This window comes from Pseudescherichia sp. AS216 (assembly GCF_037152055.1).
Taxonomy (GTDB): Bacteria; Pseudomonadota; Gammaproteobacteria; order Enterobacterales; family Enterobacteriaceae; genus Pseudescherichia.
The window spans coordinates 426,535-444,149 of the sequence record NZ_JBBCMV010000004.1; the positions used below are offsets into that span (position 1 = coordinate 426,535).

20 protein-coding genes and 3 pseudogenes are annotated in these 17,615 nt (G+C 52.5%); 4 read left to right on the forward strand and 19 right to left on the reverse strand.

Annotated features, from left to right (window positions below):
* Positions 1–98: 98 nt before the first annotated feature.
* Positions 99–497, reverse strand: coding sequence for a rhodanese-like domain-containing protein (locus WFN61_RS14880; RefSeq protein ID WP_337038879.1), 399 nt, complete (start codon positions 495–497; stop codon positions 99–101).
* Positions 498–564: 67 nt separating this feature from the next.
* Here WFN61_RS14880 and ftrA point away from each other — a divergent pair, with 67 nt between their 5' ends.
* Positions 565–1,551, forward strand: a complete 987-nt coding sequence (gene ftrA, locus WFN61_RS14885) for a transcriptional regulator FtrA (protein WP_337038880.1) — start codon at positions 565–567, stop codon at positions 1,549–1,551.
* A 226-nt stretch (positions 1,552–1,777) separates the two neighbouring features.
* On the opposite strand, the gene WFN61_RS14890 is transcribed toward ftrA, so the two are convergent.
* From WFN61_RS14890 to WFN61_RS14905, 4 genes are all read right to left on the reverse strand, one after another.
* Entirely contained in the window at positions 1,778–2,068 is a 291-nt protein-coding gene (locus WFN61_RS14890) for a hypothetical protein (RefSeq protein WP_312282258.1), read from the reverse strand.
* A 177-nt stretch (positions 2,069–2,245) separates the two neighbouring features.
* Positions 2,246–2,602, reverse strand: a complete 357-nt coding sequence (locus WFN61_RS14895; protein ID WP_144815938.1) for a hypothetical protein — start codon at positions 2,600–2,602, stop codon at positions 2,246–2,248.
* Between the two features lie 195 nt (positions 2,603–2,797).
* Positions 2,798–2,974, reverse strand: coding sequence for a hypothetical protein (locus WFN61_RS14900; protein WP_165570675.1), 177 nt, complete (start codon positions 2,972–2,974; stop codon positions 2,798–2,800).
* A gap of 244 nt (positions 2,975–3,218) precedes the next feature.
* The gene (locus WFN61_RS14905; protein WP_337038881.1) at positions 3,219–4,181 is read right to left on the reverse strand and encodes a LysR family transcriptional regulator; all 963 of its coding nucleotides are present in this window, start codon (positions 4,179–4,181) and stop codon (positions 3,219–3,221) included.
* Positions 4,182–4,262: 81 nt separating this feature from the next.
* Here WFN61_RS14905 and WFN61_RS14910 point away from each other — a divergent pair, with 81 nt between their 5' ends.
* Positions 4,263–5,216 (forward strand): MBL fold metallo-hydrolase, encoded by a 954-nt coding sequence (locus tag WFN61_RS14910; RefSeq protein WP_257757509.1) that lies wholly within the window; start codon positions 4,263–4,265, stop codon positions 5,214–5,216.
* A 116-nt stretch (positions 5,217–5,332) separates the two neighbouring features.
* On the opposite strand, the gene dcp is transcribed toward WFN61_RS14910, so the two are convergent.
* Positions 5,333–7,378, reverse strand: a complete 2,046-nt coding sequence (dcp, locus tag WFN61_RS14915; RefSeq protein ID WP_337038882.1) for a peptidyl-dipeptidase Dcp — start codon at positions 7,376–7,378, stop codon at positions 5,333–5,335.
* 86 nt (positions 7,379–7,464) lie between these two features.
* On the opposite strand from dcp, the gene ydfG reads away from it, so the two are divergent.
* Both ydfG and WFN61_RS14925 read left to right on the forward strand, forming a co-directional pair.
* On the forward strand, positions 7,465–8,211 hold the full coding sequence (gene ydfG, locus WFN61_RS14920) for a bifunctional NADP-dependent 3-hydroxy acid dehydrogenase/3-hydroxypropionate dehydrogenase YdfG (protein WP_312633039.1): 747 nt from the start codon (positions 7,465–7,467) through the stop codon (positions 8,209–8,211).
* A gap of 90 nt (positions 8,212–8,301) precedes the next feature.
* Positions 8,302–8,988, forward strand: a complete 687-nt coding sequence (locus tag WFN61_RS14925; protein WP_144815945.1) for a GntR family transcriptional regulator — start codon at positions 8,302–8,304, stop codon at positions 8,986–8,988.
* Positions 8,989–9,111: 123 nt separating this feature from the next.
* Here the strand turns inward: WFN61_RS14925 and WFN61_RS14930 are convergent, their stop codons facing one another.
* The 13 genes and pseudogenes from WFN61_RS14930 to WFN61_RS14990 form a co-directional block, all read right to left on the reverse strand.
* Positions 9,112–9,588: a hypothetical protein gene (locus WFN61_RS14930; protein ID WP_144815946.1), complete on the reverse strand. Its 477-nt coding sequence runs from the start codon at positions 9,586–9,588 to the stop codon at positions 9,112–9,114.
* 20 nt (positions 9,589–9,608) lie between these two features.
* Positions 9,609–9,854, reverse strand: coding sequence for a hypothetical protein (locus WFN61_RS14935; protein WP_144815948.1), 246 nt, complete (start codon positions 9,852–9,854; stop codon positions 9,609–9,611).
* Between the two features lie 53 nt (positions 9,855–9,907).
* The gene (locus WFN61_RS14940; protein ID WP_337038883.1) at positions 9,908–10,297 is read right to left on the reverse strand and encodes an Imm50 family immunity protein; all 390 of its coding nucleotides are present in this window, start codon (positions 10,295–10,297) and stop codon (positions 9,908–9,910) included.
* 164 nt (positions 10,298–10,461) lie between these two features.
* Complete coding sequence (locus WFN61_RS14945) at positions 10,462–10,701, reverse strand: hypothetical protein (RefSeq protein WP_337038884.1); 240 nt, start codon at positions 10,699–10,701, stop codon at positions 10,462–10,464.
* Positions 10,702–10,859: 158 nt separating this feature from the next.
* A pseudogene (locus WFN61_RS14950) lies at positions 10,860–11,368 on the reverse strand (RHS domain-containing protein); the annotation flags it as partial.
* Positions 11,369–11,462: 94 nt separating this feature from the next.
* Positions 11,463–11,867, reverse strand: a complete 405-nt coding sequence (locus WFN61_RS14955) for a hypothetical protein (protein ID WP_257757504.1) — start codon at positions 11,865–11,867, stop codon at positions 11,463–11,465.
* The gene (locus WFN61_RS14960; protein WP_337038892.1) at positions 11,864–12,259 is read right to left on the reverse strand and encodes a hypothetical protein; all 396 of its coding nucleotides are present in this window, start codon (positions 12,257–12,259) and stop codon (positions 11,864–11,866) included. The genes WFN61_RS14955 and WFN61_RS14960 overlap by 4 nt, the downstream gene beginning before the upstream one ends.
* A pseudogene (locus tag WFN61_RS14965) lies at positions 12,239–12,795 on the reverse strand (RHS repeat-associated core domain-containing protein); the annotation flags it as partial. The pseudogene WFN61_RS14965 and the gene WFN61_RS14960, both read right to left, overlap by 21 nt.
* Before the next feature lie 146 nt (positions 12,796–12,941).
* Positions 12,942–13,148 carry a hypothetical protein gene (locus WFN61_RS14970; protein WP_144815971.1) on the reverse strand — a complete coding sequence of 69 codons (207 nt, stop codon included), beginning with the start codon at positions 13,146–13,148 and terminating at the stop codon, positions 12,942–12,944.
* A 158-nt stretch (positions 13,149–13,306) separates the two neighbouring features.
* Positions 13,307–13,540: a hypothetical protein gene (locus WFN61_RS14975; RefSeq protein WP_144815974.1), complete on the reverse strand. Its 234-nt coding sequence runs from the start codon at positions 13,538–13,540 to the stop codon at positions 13,307–13,309.
* 252 nt (positions 13,541–13,792) lie between these two features.
* Complete coding sequence (locus WFN61_RS14980) at positions 13,793–14,125, reverse strand: hypothetical protein (protein ID WP_257757502.1); 333 nt, start codon at positions 14,123–14,125, stop codon at positions 13,793–13,795.
* Between the two features lie 407 nt (positions 14,126–14,532).
* Positions 14,533–15,075, reverse strand: a pseudogene (locus tag WFN61_RS14985) (RHS repeat-associated core domain-containing protein); the annotation flags it as partial.
* A 348-nt stretch (positions 15,076–15,423) separates the two neighbouring features.
* The coding region (locus WFN61_RS14990; protein ID WP_337038885.1) for a glycohydrolase toxin TNT-related protein at positions 15,424–17,615 on the reverse strand (2,192 nt) is incomplete at its 5' end.

The following is a 17,615-nucleotide window of genomic DNA, read 5'->3' on the forward strand; positions in this document are numbered from 1 at the left end:
CTTCTGGACGGCTATATGTCTAAAAATATGTCACACTCCTCGCCGCGATGCAACTGAGAATAATTCACGGAACGTGAAAAATACTCATGTTGTAAACGCTAATCACCGCTGGCGAAGGAGTAGCCCTCATCTTCCCAGCCGGTGATACCGCCGATCATGATCTTGACCGGCAGGCCCAGCTTCGCCAGTTTCAGCGCGGCGCGATCGGCACCATTGCAGTGCGGCCCGGCGCAGTAGACAACGAACAGCGTCCCGGAGGGCCACTCACGCATCTTCTCCTCGGTCATCTGACTATGCGGAAGGTGCACCGCGCCAGGCAGATGGCGTTTAGCAAAGGCCTCAGCGCTGCCAACCACGTGCAGCAGGGCGAAATCCTGCTGCTGGTGGGTTAACGCATGGTGGACATCGGCGCAGTCGGTTTCAACGCTCAGGCGCTGTTGAAAATGCGCAACGGCCTGCGCTGGGGAGGCAGCGGGAAATTCGCTTACGTAGCTCATGGTAGTTTCTCCTTGGTTGTGTTAACACTAAGCTAACCTAAACTTCATCGACCCACCGCCTACCGCTATGCCAGAAAACGCCAGGATAATGACAACCTTACCTTCCACCAGACCGCTGGTCGTGGTGGTTGCCTACGATGGCCTCTGCACGTTTGAATTCGGCATCGCCGTGGAGATATTTGGCCTGCCGCGCCCTGAACTGGGGGAGAACTGGTACCGTTTTACCGTGGCGTCGGTAGAGGAAGGTGAATTGCGTGCCACCGGGGGTGTCCGGCTGGTAGCCGACGGTGGCCTGGGGCTGCTGGCACAGGCCGATACCATCATTATCCCTGGCTGGCGCGGCGCGGATAGCCCGGTCCCGGAGGCGTTGTGTCAGGCACTGCGCGAGGCCAATGGGCGCGGCTGTCGAATGATGTCCATCTGTTCCGGGGTTTTTGTGCTGGCGGCGGCCGGACTGCTTAACGGCAAGCGTGCCACAACCCACTGGCGCTATACGCCTCTGCTGCGGGAGCGCTATCCCGCCATCGAGGTGCTTGATGACGCGCTCTACTATCATGAGGGGAGCGTGCTGACGTCGGCAGGCAGCGCGGCGGGTATCGATCTCTGTTTGCATCTGGTGCGCCTCGACTACGGCACCGACGTCGCCAATAACGTTGCCCGCCGGCTGGTCGTTCAGCCCCATCGCGACGGCTCGCAAAGTCAGCAGATCGCTCGGCCAGTCGCCAGATCGCGAGAGAGCCAGCGGCTTGGACAGGTGTTCGATTATCTTCACCGTCAGCTTGCCGCCACGCACTCGGTGGCCTCCCTTGCGAAGCTCGCTGGCATGAGTCCCCGCACCTTTTTGCGTCGTTTTGATGAGGCAACCGGAACCACGCCGGCACGCTGGATCCTACAGGAGCGTCTGGCACGCGCCCGGACGCTGCTGGCTAACGCCGATCTCAGTATGGAGGAGGTGGCAGCCCAGGCAGGGTTTGCTACCGCCGCCTCGTTGCGCCATCATTTTCGCCAGCGTTTCGCCCTCTCCCCACGGGAGTACCGTAAAAATCAGGCATAAAAAAACCGCCAGTGATACTGGCGGTAAATGCTTGCATGGATAGATCTATTTTGTTCTGTACCTTATTCCGGGGTTCATTATTCGGAATAGCGGATCGGCACTATCATCGCACAGCGTTTCTTAACAAAGGTTAAACAGCACGGCATGTAGGCCCGGTAAGCGTGGCGCCACCGGGCGGAGAGATGTTAACCCCGCAACGCCGGGTGGCGGCTACGCCTTACCCGGCCTACCGGCTTTCCCGCCAGGCTTGAATCATCTCTTTGGTGACTTCATCTTTATAACAAACAGGTGAATAGCCCCCGGCCTTGCTCCAGGCGCTCCGCTTGCCGCATGAGCTGCCGTTGCGCGCTCGGTTAAATGGGCAAGCGCAGGTACCAGGATACTCGGCAATAGACTCTTTGATAATATTTTCTTTTATTTGGGCATCGGAAATAGCGGGACCTTTGGCGAGCGCAGTGCCGCCTGCAACAAAGGCTATGCCAGCCAGCAGGCTGACTAAGCGTCGAGTTTTAAACATAGAGGTTGCTCTGTAGACAAGAGAGCATCAACAATAAAACGGCATCAATTAACAAATATTGATTAATGACAAAAGATACATTCGCTTTATGAAAACAGGCAGGCCTGATAAGCGCAGCGCCATCAGGCAATGACACATTACCGGGTGAAAACTGCGCCTGGCCTGTTTTGGCGGACCCTACCCTTTTTGTACACCGGTATCGATCTTCAGATAGCGCATCAGCCCCATGGTCGCGCTCTTTTTCGCTTCGTCGTTCACTGCGACCAGATAGTAGTCCGTCGCGACCGCATAAGGGGCTTTATCTGCTGGATAGACCGCGTACTTCAACACCAGCTTACCACCACGACGTTGACACTCCATATCCCAATGGCCCTGTTGTGCTGGCGAGATGCCGCACTTCCCCGGACCGTAGCTGTTGGAGAGATAGGAGTCGACGCGAGATTCAGCTTTCGTAATGTAAGCAGGTTTATTATTGTACATAAAACCGGTACACACCGCGCCAGCCACAATGAGGAGCGGTAACGATAACAGCATTTTTCTTTTCATTTTGACTACCTAATTTTCTCACAGAAACCACCGCGACTAGTATTAGTCCTAAAAAAGGAAAATGTAACTACCTTTATTAGCGGTTTAGGCAACATCTTATTCCATCAGGTCTATTAATAGGCCGTCTTTGTGACAATAGAGTGAATACCAGGGCAGCAAAAAGCCGCCCGTAGGCGGCTGTTCTTAGAGAGGCCTTGTACGATCGGGATCGTCAATATCGGGGTCATCGATATCAGGATCGTCGAAATCGGGATCGTCAGGGTCAATGGGGTCGATATCATCTGGCGGATAACGGTCGGGATCGTCCCGGTCCGGTCTGTCAGAAGGTAACGGGTCAAGAATATCGGGGCGTTCGGACATAGGACCTCCAGCACGATAAACGGCAGTAAAGGATGTTAGCGAAGCGCTATTTTTTATCCTGTTTTGGCTTTTTGGTGTCGGACCCAGACTTCTTGTCAGAATTTTTTTGCTGATCTTTTGAAACGTTCAGATTAACGCTTTTCATGGGTAACTCCAGGTAGGATGGCAGCTTTTGCTGCACCTGGAGTATAGGTAAGCTTTATCAATACCACCAGCGAGGCGGCAAGGCCTCAGCCGGGCCAGTTCAGGGTCTGACTCTGGACAATGCCTGCCCAGAAACTACGTTTTCATCTCTCATCACGCTGCGCAACTCTCCTTTAAGCCAGCTCAGAGGCATATCGTTATCACTACGCTTATGCCAAAGCAGCGAAAAAGCTATCTCTGGAGTTTCAACCGGAACAGGGCTGCAGCATAAACCGTAATGGGCAACCCAGTCGTCGGCCAGTCCGGCGGGAACGGTGGCTAGCGCGGGGATGCGCGACAGCAGCGGTGGCAAAGAGGAAAAGTGCGGCGTCACGTAGCGAATCGAACGTGCTTTTCCTAATGCCGATAGCCGGGTATCAATGGCGCTCCAGGCCGCCCCACGATAGGAAACCAGAACATGTTCATGCGCCACGTAATTTTCCAGCGTCAGCGGCACGGGGAGTGAAAGCTGTTCGGGGTGCCACAGCGTACAAAAGCTGTGTGACACCAGCTTCTCGCGCCGCAACGTGGCTGGCGTATTTTCACCAACCGAAATCGCAAGCTCTATCTCCCCTCGTGCAACGAGTTCCACATCCCGGAATGGGTCACTGGCAATGACCTTAATCGTTATGCCTGGCGCGTCGCGCATGATGCGGGCATACAATGCCGGCATCAGCCAGCGTTCAACCCAGTCGCTCATCCCCAGCCGGAAAACATGGGTCGCCTCTGAAGGCGTAAAAGATGCAGGCTGAAAAAGCACACTCTGCATCTGCTCCATCAAAGGACCCAGCTCAGCGATCAGCGCTTCAGCGCGGGGGGTCGCCTCCATGCCCTGTGCCGTGCGCACAAATAGCGGATCGTTAAACATTGTCCGTAACCGGGACAGAGCCTGGCTCACTGCCGGCTGACCCAGATGAAGCTTTTGTGCGGCACGAGACACACTGCCTTCCCGCTTAAGAACTAACAGCACAGTCAGCAGATTGAGATCTACTCGATGAAAATCATTTTCCTTGATAGTGAACATCAGTTTAATCAATTTGAGTGATAGCAGTGAAGTAAGGATAGTGCTGGCTACGTTCTGTTAATACTTTCTGGAAGGATTTTTATGAAAATTATTCTGATGCTGGTTGCTTCACTCATCATTTCAAGCCCGGCGCTGGCTGCAGAACAGGCCACTGCCTGGGATCAACAGGCTCCAGGTTACTACCGCATGATGCTGGGAAAATTGCGGATTACTGCTGTCTCCGACGGCACGGTTACTGTTCCCCTGAACACCTTACTGACCAATATTTCACCTGAAAAACTGCAACAGGCAATGGCCAGGGATGCCATGACACCGCAGGCTGAGACATCGATTAACGCCTACGTTATCGATGATGGCAAAAAGCGTATCTTAGTCGATACAGGTGCAGGAGAACTTTTCGGTCATAATGGCGGTCATCTGGTGACAAACCTTGCCGCAGCTGGTTATCCCGCAGAGTCGATCGATGTCGTTCTCCTGACACATATTCATGCCGATCATTCAGGTGGTGTCTCGCTTGCTGGAAAACCAGCGTTTCCAAAGGCTGAGGTCTATGTGGATAAGCGAGATGTCGATTTCTGGCTTAACCCGGCGAACGTCAGCAGGGTTGAGGCCAGCCAGGCGCATACCTTTGCAGAAAGTGAACATACCCTTCGGCCTGTCATCAGTGCGGGCCTGTTGAGAACGTTCATTGCGCCGGCAATGTTACCGGGAGGCATACAGGCTGAGTCAACGGCAGGCCACACGCCGGGCAGCGTACTTTATCGTGTAGAGAGTGAAGGCCAGACACTGGTGCTATGGGGAGATATCATTCATGCCAAAGCGGTGCAAATGCCCGAGCCAGAGGTAGCAATCCACTTTGATGTCAACCAAAAGCAGGCCATCGCTACCAGGGGAAAAATATTAAAGCAGGCTGCAGATGAAGGCTATTGGGTTGCTGCAGCGCATATCGCCTTTCCTGGACTGGGTCACGTGCAGCATGAGGGTAAGGCCTACCGGTGGGTACCTGGGAATTACACAACCCAGCTCGGCCATTAAACTTTTAGCGCAACTAACCTGTTCCCTCTTATTCAAGGCATTTCGATCTAAGCGAGGATTTTAGGGAAGAAAAAACCGGGCATCGCGCCCGGTTCTGTTTCCAGCCTGAATACGCTCTACGCGCTCAACCCGCGATTCACCAGCATTGGTTCAATCTTCGGTTCGTGCCCGCGCCACGCGCGATAAAGTTCAGCTAAATCAGTGCTATTGCCGCGGGACAAAATCGACTCGCGGAATCTCTGCCCGTTCTCGCGGGTTAACCCGCCCTGCTCCACAAACCACTGGTAACCGTCGTCGGCCAGCATTTGCGTCCAGATATAGGCATAGTAGCCCGCCGCATAGCCGCCCCCGAAGATATGGGCAAAATAGCTGCTGCGATAGCGCGGCGGCACGGCGGCAAGATCGAGATTTTCCTGCTTAAGCACCTCGACTTCAAAGGCCGCGACATCGCTGACGGCGGTACGCGATGCAAGGCTATGCCAGTTCATATCCAGCAGCGCGGCGCTCAATAGCTCCGTCATGTCATAACCCTTGTTAAATAACGCCGCCCGATGCATCTTCTCCTGCAGTGCCTTCGGCATAGGTTCGCCGGTCTGATAGTGGCGGGCATAGCGGGCGAAAACATCGGGATGGCTGGCCCAGTGCTCGTTGATCTGCGACGGGAACTCGACAAAATCACGCGGCGTATTTGTGCCGGAAAGCGTAGCATAGCGCTGGGTGGCAAAAAGGCCGTGCAGGGTATGACCAAACTCATGGAATAGCGTAATGACATCATCCCATGAGATCAGCGCGGGTCCGCCTGCGGAAGGTTTCTGATAGTTGCAGACGTTATAGATAACCGGCCGGGTTCCCTGCAATGTGGATTGCTCTACGAAGTTGCCCATCCATGCTCCGCCACTTTTGCTGTCACGGGCGTAGAAGTCGCCGTAGAAGAGCGCCATCCCGGTGCCGTCCGCATCAACGATCTCCCAGACGCGGACGTCAGGATGGTAAACCGGCAGATCAAACCGCTCGACGAAGCTCAGCCTGAAGAGCTGGCTGGCGGTCCAGAACACCCCTTCAACCAGCACGGTGTTGAGGACAAAGTAGGGTTTGATCTGCGCGTCATCAAGGGCAAATTTCTCCCGGCGCACCTGCTCGGCATACCACGCCCAGTCCCAGGCCTCGGCCTGAAATCCGCCCTGCTGCTGGTCAATCACCCGCTGAATATCTGCCAGCTCTTGCTCGGCACGGGCGCGCGCCGCCGGAACGATATTGCGCATAAACGTCAGCGCGGCGGCAGGGTTTTGCGCCATCTGGTCAGCGGTTTTCCAGGCAGCATAGTCAGGGAATCCCAGCAGCGCGGCCTGTTCGGCGCGGATCTGGGCCAGACGCAGCACGATGGCGCGGGTATCGTTTTTATCGTCTTTTTCAGTACGCGACCAGCCTGCTTTAAAGAGCTGCTCCCGGGTATGGCGATCGCTCAGCCCCGCCAGTGCAGGCTGTTGGGTCGTGTTTAGCAGAGGGATAAGCCAGCGTCCTTCCAGGCCTCGCTCCTCGGCCGCCGCCCGCGCCTGCGCTTTTTCGCCCTCGCTCAGGCCATCAAGCTGCTGCTCGCTCTCGACGATTAACCCACCCGCCTTGCCTGCCGCCAGCAGGTGCTGGTTGAACTGGCTGGTAAGGGTTGCGGCTTCGGTATTGAGGCTTTTCAGTGCCTGCTTTTCGGCGCTGCCCAGGGTCGCCCCTGCCAGAATAAAGCGCTGGTGGATAACCTCCGTCAGGCGCAGGGATTCCGCATCCAGCCCCAGCGCGTGCCGTTGCTGCCAAACGACATCAATACGGGAGAAGAGCGCGCTATCCAGATAGATATCATTTGCCAGATCGGCTAGCTCTGCGGAGAAGGCCTCATCGAGCTGCTGAAGGTAGTCGTTGGTATGGGCAGAGGTCATAGCAAAAAAGAGGCTGGTGACCCGGTTAAGAAGCTGCCCGCTCTGCTCCAGCGCCAGAACGGTGTTATTAAAATCCGCTGGCGTTGTCGCCTGGGCGATGGCGCTGACCTCAGCGCGTTTTTGCTGTACGCCTTCATCAAAGGCCGGACGATAGTGGTTATCTTCAATTATATCGAAACGCGGCGCCAGGTAAGGCAGCGTGCTTTCGCTCAGTAAAGGATTCGTTAGCGACATTTCAACTCCTTAAACATTGTCGTTTACCCCAGGCTCTTAACCCATGCTATCGTAATAACACACAAAAAGCGTTGAGGAACAGAATGATGATTATTTTAGTCACCGGGGCAACGGCAGGGTTTGGCGAAAGCATCACCCGCCGTTTCGTTGAAAACGGTCATAAAGTGATTGCAACCGGCCGCCGCCAGGAACGTTTGCAGACCCTGAAAGATGAGCTGGGCGATAGCGTTCTGACCCTGCAGCTGGACGTGCGCAACCGTGCCGCTATCGAACAGGCGCTGGACTCTCTCCCCGCTGCGTGGCGCGACATCGACGTGCTGGTCAACAACGCCGGTCTGGCACTGGGCCTGGAGCCTGCGCATAAGGCCAACGTCGAAGACTGGGAGACAATGATCGATACCAACAACAAGGGGCTAATCTACATGACCCGCGCCGTGCTGCCGGGGATGGTGGAGCGCAACCGTGGGCACATTATCAATATTGGCTCTACCGCAGGTAGCTGGCCCTACGCCGGCGGCAACGTCTACGGTGCGACCAAGGCCTTTGTACAGCAGTTCAGCCTCAACCTGCGTACCGATCTGCACGGTACGGCGGTGCGCGTGACCAACATTGAGCCGGGCCTGGTAGGCGGCACCGAGTTCTCCAACGTTCGCTTTAAAGGCGACGACGATAAAGCGGGCAAAACTTACGAAAACACTAACGCACTGAGCGCAGAGGATGTGTGCGAAGCCGTATGGTGGGTCGCGACTCTGCCGAAGCACGTTAACATCAATACCCTTGAGATGATGCCGGTTAGCCAGACCTGGGCTGGCCTAAGCGTGCACCGCAGCTGATATTTCCCTCCCGGCCTGCGGGCCGGGTATGGGATGCAGATCAAATAGATGGTATGGTAGGCGGGTCACTATTCTATTAAGTAAGAGCGCATGGCCGTCGAAACCCACCTTAATCCTGTATTGCCTGTTAATCAGCAAATTTACCGTATCCTGCGCCAGGATATCGTACATTGTCTGATCCCCCCCGGCACGCCGCTGTCGGAGAAAGAGGTATCGGTGCGGTTTGACGTCTCGCGCCAGCCGGTTCGTGAGGCTTTTATCAAACTGGCTGAGAATGGACTGATTCAGATCCGTCCCCAGCGCGGCAGCTACGTCAATAAAATCTCCATGACTCAGGTTCGCAACGGTTGCTTTGTGCGTCAGGCTATTGAGTGCGCCGTCGCCCGCCGGGCCGCAACGCTGATCACCGACAGCCAGCGTTATCAGCTGGAGCAGAACCTCCACCAGCAGCGGATCGCTATCGACCATAAGCAACTGGATGATTTCTTCCAGCTTGACGATGAGTTTCATCAGAAGCTGGCGCAGATTGCCGACTGCCAGCTGGCGTGGGATACGGTAGAGAACATCAAGGCGACCATTGACCGGGTGCGCTATATGAGCCTCGATCACGTCTCCCCGCCGGAGAAGCTGCTGCGTCAGCATCAGGATATCTTTGATGCGCTGGCGAAGCATGACGTAGAGGGCGTAGATAAGGCGATGACCGCGCATCTGGAAGAGATTGGCGAGACGGTACAGCTGATCCGCCAGGAGAACAGCGACTGGTTTAGCGAGGAGTAAACGGAGATCGGGACGTAGTGGGCCGGATGGGAGCGGTTACTGGCTGTGTCCCTGCGGCTCGCCCAGCAGGCCTTAGGTGTTCCTTGTGTACTGGTGCCGTTCGTCGCTGGCTAGCTATTAGCGTTAGTCATTCCAGCTTATATACAGGCCACAATTAAAATCATTTTTATTCGACTGTACAGCAATCTCACCCCAAGAATATTCAAAAACCACACCGTAGGGTGGCTGGGATATATCGTGCTTTGATACAAAATGAAGGGTACTTTCCAAAAAAGCCTTTACTCTCGCCTCTTCTCTTAAGAGTAAGTCTACATTCGCCCTTAGCTCCCAATCATGCAAGGAAGCATAAAACTCCGTTCCTTTTTCAACCATAAATATCTTTTTTTCGAACTGTTCCATCGCTGGCCAAAATTCTAAAGAATACTCTCTCCCAAGCCATGAGACGCTTTCCACGTAGTAACCATAATGACCGAACTCTTTTATATCGTCATTTTCTCTGTAAAAGCAACTCCCAACAAACTGCTCCCGAGACTGCAAATTAATCGAATAGTTATCAATGGTAACACTGCCATCACGTTCATTTAAAATCATCTTTTTCATAAATAAATAACCTTATTAAATCATTGCCAATAGCTCAGTAAATTCATCCATATTTTCTCTTCGCCTTCAATTACTACGCTATAATCGTTGAACTTCCGTCTATACTCTAAGAAAAGTAGTTGAATAGGTCTGATGGTTACGGTCCTATTCCTTCTCGATCCATCGACAAGCTCTTTTAACTCCTGCAAATAAAATTCATCTTTTACTCTAGCTGTAAAATAGTCATCTAGAAAATCTAAAACCTCATCGTAGGATTCAATATCCACTCTCGCCCTCTTACTGAATTCTAACCCACCTGGGAATAGCGTAATTTTACTTTTTAGTCCCACCGCTCGTCAAGGTACGGAATAATGCTTTCGATTGTGAGAAACTTTGACTTGCAATTTATATATAATTGATTGCTACATATTTTTATTTCACTGTGACTTTCGCTGGAAGATATTTCTGGTGAGCAGATAAAACCTATCCCATTGCCTTTCACATCCAGCTCTATTATACCTCCAAATGTGATTACTACACTAAGGGCATTGAACTTGCTCTTACTCCATTTTTCCGGGTAAGATGAAGGAATATTTCTGCTGTAAAATTGAAATGTCACATCTGAAAAACGTTCAAATGAAAAACTACTGACTTCAACAGACTGAAGACTTAACTCCCCACCAAACATGAACTCTATTTTTTCTTTCCCTAAGGCATTATCAAACCACATATAAAACCCTTAAAGTTACCATACCCATGAGTCCTGACGTACTACCTGCATCCAGCTATTGGGGTGATCTTACCTTGAAATGAGCCTCAGCGCCATGACCAGGGGTAGCTTTAGGATGTCCCAAACATAAAACCAGTACGCCCCTCCGGTTTATAAAAAATCAATTAGCTTTCCAGATGATCAACTAAGAGATTGATTTTTGCATGCTCTACGTCAGTGAAGTCACCATGAGCCATGTAACCACAAAAACTTCTATATAAAATTCTTAACTCATTTTCCGATGTGTTTTCATCCTTTAATATCTTTAGTGCTGTTTTATAAAACTCTTTACCCTGTAGTTTATTTTCTCGATCAGAACAAGATATAATATCAGTCAATAACTCTATGGCTTTTGTTCTATTCATGGCCGCCTCAAAAATTCACCTTGTCTGTTCTAATAACCATCTAGTCTGATGATTCATTAACATTAACTATACAATAAAGTCCGGTTTACATGCCACTTCCCTGTGGCTGGCCCCTCTAGGGTTGCGCTACACGCATCAGATGTGTTCCTGACAAATTTGTCACGATCCAAGGATTGGCCCTGCATCCGCAGGTTCTGGGCATACGGCAGCAGTGCGTCACGCTCATGCAGCAGTTTACCCCACGCGCTGTTCTGCCCCTTCCAGCATACCTTGCCTTCCGCATCCGTGAGCCGCTCCGGCGTGCCGTTAGGCTGGTTATGGAACCAGTAGATGTCCGGGGTATTCACGCCGTCAATACGGGCCAGCGGCTCGTGGCTGTGCTGGTCGCTGTAGACGTAGGTCAGCGGCACCTCATTCTGGATCTCCTGCAGCAGCCGGGCCCCCTCCCAGATAAACCGGGTGGTCACCTCCCTGCCGTGCGGCTGCCCTGCCAGCGTCCGCGGCAGGTCTTGCTGATACGCCTGCCGAGCGGATCGTAGCAGAAGCTGACCGCCACCTGCGGCCAGGTGCGGTCGCGCGGCCGGCTGGAGACCTCGCCAGGAGGTGCTCCCCGTCGTAGCGATAGTGCGGTCCGGCCGTCGTTCTTTTCCACCGTGCGGGTATGGATGCCGTTGAGCTAAGTTAAATCATTAAAATTTACTACTTTCGCAAAATCCCATTCTTAAAATACTTAATGCGTTAATATTAAAATTAAATACTTACTAGTCATCGTCTATACTCGGAACAGACGATGTAATACCTAATACATCTCTAGCAAATTGCATTTCTTCGTTCGTTTTTTTTCTTAGCTTAAGGATTACTAACCCTAGTAATATTTCTTTGTTAATGTCAGAGTAGAATTTCAATTGATAACCTTGACTTCGGACATTTACAACACAAACACTTTTTTCATTAAAACTATCCAAAGCTACAATTAGCTCATTAAGCCCAGGAATATCTAAGCCTGTGCTCATGGCATTGTGCTTATGAACTTGCATTATTCGCAACTCATTTTTCTTATCTACCAAAAATGATGCGCATTGCATTTTATCTCTATCTTGAATAACCCACCCCAACTCAGATGGAGTAAAGCGTTCAATAAAATTATGTAAACTTTCATTAATCATGGTAAAAACACCTCAACATCACCACTTCGAATTCCTTTGAGCAAAACCTCACGTTCCATCCATTCATCAAACGAATACTCCCATGACCAAGTATCCCCTGCTTTTGGCGCACCAACTTTAACTCTTAGTATAACTCCATCAGGTCCTGCAAACCCTCTGGCTACCTCCGGATTGTCAGTCCATGATGTAAAAGGACTAATGCTAGAGGCGCCACCGAAGTTATGTTGTTCTGGAGTGAGTGATGAATGTATATCTCCAGGCATAACTTTACCGTTTAAAGCTTTTTCCCATTCGGGATGTTCTCTATGCACCCCACGATAATTATAGTGACCAGATTCAGCATTCGGTAAATGTTTGTCTGGTTTACATGGCGACAACGCCCACGGATCCACCCACCCCAGCGGATTCGGCGCATACTGGTAGAGGTTCAGCCCTCCCGCCAGCCCTATCGGATCCTGCTGGGTAAACCTGCCGCAGTCCGGGTCATAGTACCGGAACAGATTATAGTGAAGTCCGGTTTACTCGCCACTTCCCTGTGGCTCGCCCCTCCGGGGTTGCGCTACACGCATTCAAATTTGTTCCTGACAAATTTGTCACGGTCCAGGTACTGGCCCTGCATCCGCAGGTTCTGGGCATACGGCAGCTGTGCGTCCCGCTCATGCAGCAGTTTGCCCCACGCGCTGTTCTGTGCCTCCTGGCACACCTTGCCTTCCGCATCCGTCAGGCGCTCCGGCGTGCCGTTGGGCTGGTTATGGAACCAGTAGATGTCCGGGGTATTCACGCCGTCAATACGGGCCAGCGGCTCGTGGCTGTGCTGATCGCTGTAAACGTAGGTCAGCGGCACCGCATCCCGGATCTCCTGCAGCAGCCGGAACCCCTCCCAGATAAACCGGGTGGTCACCTCCCTGCCGTGCGGCTGCCCTGCCAGTTTCGCGTGTCACGTGACCGAGGGCGTCATACTCCCAACAGAGCTCCTGCTCCGCCTCGCGGCTTCAGGCGATCTCCGTCAGGACGAGGTGCACAGCTGGCGCTATATTTTGTTTAAAATATGAAAATTTCTTCCGGCTTATGCTTTTAACAAAAATAGGAATATATTTTTCTGATTAAATCCCCATCAATATCATCTATAGGCTCTATCGATAATTTATTAAAGTCTGCTAGAATCCCTTTCACGGGCACATCATCCATCATCAGAAATTCTTTAAACCCCCCTCTATCTCCCTCAGGAATATACTTATTGATTAGATACATTAAATCATTAATAAGTTCGTCGTGACTCATTTTTACTCCGGTAAAATTGTTATATCGTCAAAGTTAATAGTCGTGCCCTTTTCCATTGGCAGTAATTGCAGAGCACCACCCTTTCCATACTCTGGATAAGAACTAGTAAATAGATCTAATCCCGGGCCTTCCCCACCGTTGGCCATAGGGACTTTGACTTATGGAATACCATTATTATAAAGTTGTAAGGTATCAAAATCCCCTAGTAATCTAGCATCACTCCATGATTTTGGATTTCCTTTTTCATAAAATATCTGATAGGCATCCCTGGCTTCGTGCCCCGTTTTATATTTTGTATACCCAAAATAACTTAACGGAGCCGATTTTGAGCTTATTGCTTCAGCTGCATACCTGTCAGTGCTATTCATATAGCGATAAGCTGCTGAAGGCATTGTAGAACCTGGACCATGAGGACCCACATAAAAATCAGGCTTTTTCTTACATAACCCCCACGGATCCACCCACCCCAGCGGGTTCGGGTTATAGTGGTAGAGGTTTATTTCCCTCTGTCAACCTTGTAGGTTCTGCACACAGATACTGCATTGTTCCGCAATGCATAGTAACGGAACCAGTTGTAGTATAGCCCTGATTCCTTATCTTCGTACTAACCTGCTAAATGCAACCGACAGGGTGATGCATTTTCATTATTCTACATCTTCTATTTTATATTCATCTTTTCCAGCCCATCGAATAACTTTATAAATGCCGAAATCAACTCCACGATCCTTATAATATGCTATTACTTCTGAGGGGTACCAGCCGTAACCAAATGAAAATAATGCGTTCGCGGAAATTAGCTTTTTGATTTTATTAATTTTATCCTCTTCATCTAAAATTTGAACTGAAAAAGAATCAGTATGGCATACAAAACCCATTTCTTTTACTTTCTCAACAGATGCATCTCCAGAGATAATAACCTCAATGATTTTTGATGTAATATCAGTAACAATGATTGAATTATCAGGAATTTTATTCATTTTACATTCACCTTTAATATGGATGAGGTAGAGCTTGGTATTGAGTTAATAACCATTTCTGGAGCTCCTCCAGGTAAATGATTCCCTGGGCCTAAAAAATATCGATTACCTTCGAGAGGACTCCGTGGATTCATCTCAGAGATTCCTTCAACCCTTCGAATATTAAAACTTTCAGATAATGAATTAGGTTTCAAACCCATATCACGTTCTATTTTATTAACTAGAGACTTTGAAATAGTTAATTCACTATTATGAGCATTGCCAAAATATTTTAAAGCTCCGTTTTTATCTGTAACGAATGTACCGCCTCTGCCAATTGAGGGATATTCATCCCAACTTTTAGGACTTATATTATATCCCACATCATTCCGTAGCATTTGCAATTGACGGGTTCTTGCATTATCAATTTTACATAACCCCCACGGATCCACCCACCCCAGCGGGTTTGGCGCATACTGGTAGAGGTTCAGCCCTCCCGCCAGCCCTATGGGATCCTGCTGCGTGAACCTGCCGCAGTCCGGGTCGTAGTACCGGAACAGATTATAGTGAAGTCCCGTCTCACGGTCCAGGTACTGGCCCTGCATCCGCAGATTCTGGGCATACGGCAGCTGTGCGTCCCGCTCGTGCAGCAGTTTGCCCCACGCGCTGTTCTGTGCCTCCTGGCATACCTTGCCTTCCGCATCCGTGAGCCGCTCCGGCGTGCCGTTGGGCTGGTTATGGAACCAGTAAATATCCGGGGTATTCACGCCGTCAATACGGGCCAGCGGCTCGTGGCTGTGCTGATCGCTGTAAACATAGGTCAGCGGCACCGCATTCCGGATCTCCTGCAGCAGCCGGGCCCCCTCCCAGACAAACCGGGTGGTGACCTCCCTGCCGTGCGGCTGCCCTGCCAGCGTCCGGCGGCAGGTCTTGCTGATGCGGCGGCCCAGCGGATCGTAGCGGAAACTGACCGCCACCTACGGCCCCTATAGCTATCAAATACTAAATAATACTTAAAATAAGCAAACCGAATAAAACTTTGTATTTTAAATAAATCATATCATAATTTTAAAACTATTTAATCTCCCCAGTAGCTATCGTTTTTATCAGCTTATATATATAGCAACACGCATCATCTTCATTCATAAAAGACTCTAGACCAGTACGACACCCCCTCTCAGAATAATAAACCAACCATTTATTTCCTTCATAATCCAAGCATAGTTTTTCATTGGGTAGCCCACCATCTAAGCAGTATAATGATTTTGATACACCTTCTTCCTCAAGAATTTTTTTTAGATCATACGTCTTCATGATTATTAAAGCCTCTCTAATGAGCCATTTTTTATCAGAGCAATAACTTTATCAGGCAATTCATACTGAATCCCGCGCCCCTCGTAGCCAAACCATGGAGCGACCTCGCCAGCATCTACAGTTATTTTTCTCTTAACTTCATATACAGTATATGGTTGTTTGTCTGTGCCAGGCTTTAATGCCCTGGCTCTATAAGGAACTCCTTCTGGCGATACAAACGTCCCATACTCGTGACCATATCGATCAATTTTCTCACCGGGGAGTAGTGTATATTTACTCGATACGCCATAGAACCCTCTGTTCGGTGGCCACTCGTTTAAAGCAGAAATGTTGGATGAGTGCCTGGCGCGCTTACTAGCCTCAATATTTTTTAATACTGTATTTCTGTCAAATTGGTTACATCTGCTCAACCCCCACGGATCCACCCACCCCAGCGGATTCGGTGCATACTGGTAGAGGTTCAGCCCTCCCGCCAGCCCTATGGGATCCTGCTGCGTGAACCTGCCGCAGTCCGGGTCGTAGTACCGGAACAGATTATAGTGAAGTCCCGTCTCACGGTCCAGGTACTGGCCCTGCATCCGCAGGTTCTGGGCATACGGCAGCTGTGCGTCCCGCTCGTGCAGCAGTTTGCCCCACGCGCTGTTCTGTGCCTCCTGACACACCTGCCCCTCTGCATCCGTGAGGCATTCCGGCGTGCCGTTGGGCTGGTTATGAAACCAGTAAATATCCGGGGTATTCACGCCGTCAATACGGGCCAGCGGCTCGTGGCTGTGCTGATCGCTGTAAACATAGGTCAGCGGCACCGCATCCCGGATCTCCTGCAGCAGCCGGGCCCCCTCCCAGACAAACCGGGTGGTCACCTCCCTGCCGTGCGGCTGCCCTGCCAGCGTCCGGCGGCAGGTCTTGCTGATGCGCCTGCCGAGCGGATCGTAGCGGAAGCTGACCGCCACCTGCGGCCGGGTGCGGTCGCGCGGCCGGCTGGTGACCTCCGCCAGGCGGTGCTCCCCGTCGTAGCGGTAGTGCCAGCGGGTCTGACCGTCGTCCTTCTCCACGGTGCGGCCGTGAATGTCGTAGCGCCAGCGGATGCCGTTGAGCTGCGTCACACGGTTGTGGGTTATCTTCTCCCCGGATTGCTCTGTCGGATTACCTGCCGCATCCCACCGCCACTGCTCCCGGCCCGGCAGCGTGCCGTCCTGTGACAGCAGCCGTCCGGTGCTGTCGTACTGCCAGTGATACCAGCAGAACGGATCGTCGTCGTGCTCCTCGCGCACCGGGTTGTTGCGGTAGTCGTAATCCCAGCGGCGGGACCAGCGGCGCGGGGCCGGACGCTGCGCGCTGCCGGTAAAGACGTCCCGGCGGTGCAGGCGGCCCGGGCGGTCATACTCGCTGCGGGTGGTGAGCGGGCCCTGGGTGCGGCTGACCTCCCGGTGCAGTTCGTCGCGGGTGAAGTCCGTCACCGGCAGACCGTCAAGGGCGATGCCCAGCAGGTGCCCGCTGCCGTAGTAATGCTGCTTCAGCGTGCGCCCGTCCGGCAGCCGGAGTGCTGTGCAGTTGCCGGTTGCGTCATACTCCCGGGCCAGTTCGCCGTGCTCACCTGTTTCGCGTGTCACACGGCCGAGGGCGTCGTACTCCAGGCAGAGCTCCTGCTCCGCCTCACGGCTCCAGGCGTTCTCCCCCAGGGCGGGGTGCAGGGTGATGCGGCTCAGCAGCCCGGCCCTGGTGTAGTGCCGGCGGGTCTGGCCTTCGGGCGTGGTGTGGGTTAACAGCTGCCCGGCCGGGCTCCAGGCGAAGGTGTGGGTGATGGCGTCCGGATACCCGGCGGCCTGGGTGCGCGACACGGTGCGCCCGCAGGCATCGTAACCGTAGCGGGTGACAACCCCGTCCGGCCCGGCCTCTTCCAGCAGCAGCGAGTCTGCCCCCGGGCGGAACCGGTACGTCTCCCCGTTCTCATTCTCCAGCGCGGTAAGGCGTCCCCGGCTGTCCCAGGTGCGGCGCACCGTCCCGCCCAGCGGGTCCGTGGTGGAAATAAGCCGCCCGGCCTCATCGTAAGCAAAGGTGCGGCGTTTACCGTCCGCCCCCTCATGCACCAGCGGCAGGCCCTGTTTACTCCAGATGAGGCGCGCCTGCCAGCCCTCCGCCCGCGCCAGCAGCACCGGGCGGCCTGCCGGGTCATAACCCCGGCGGGTCTCCTCCCCGT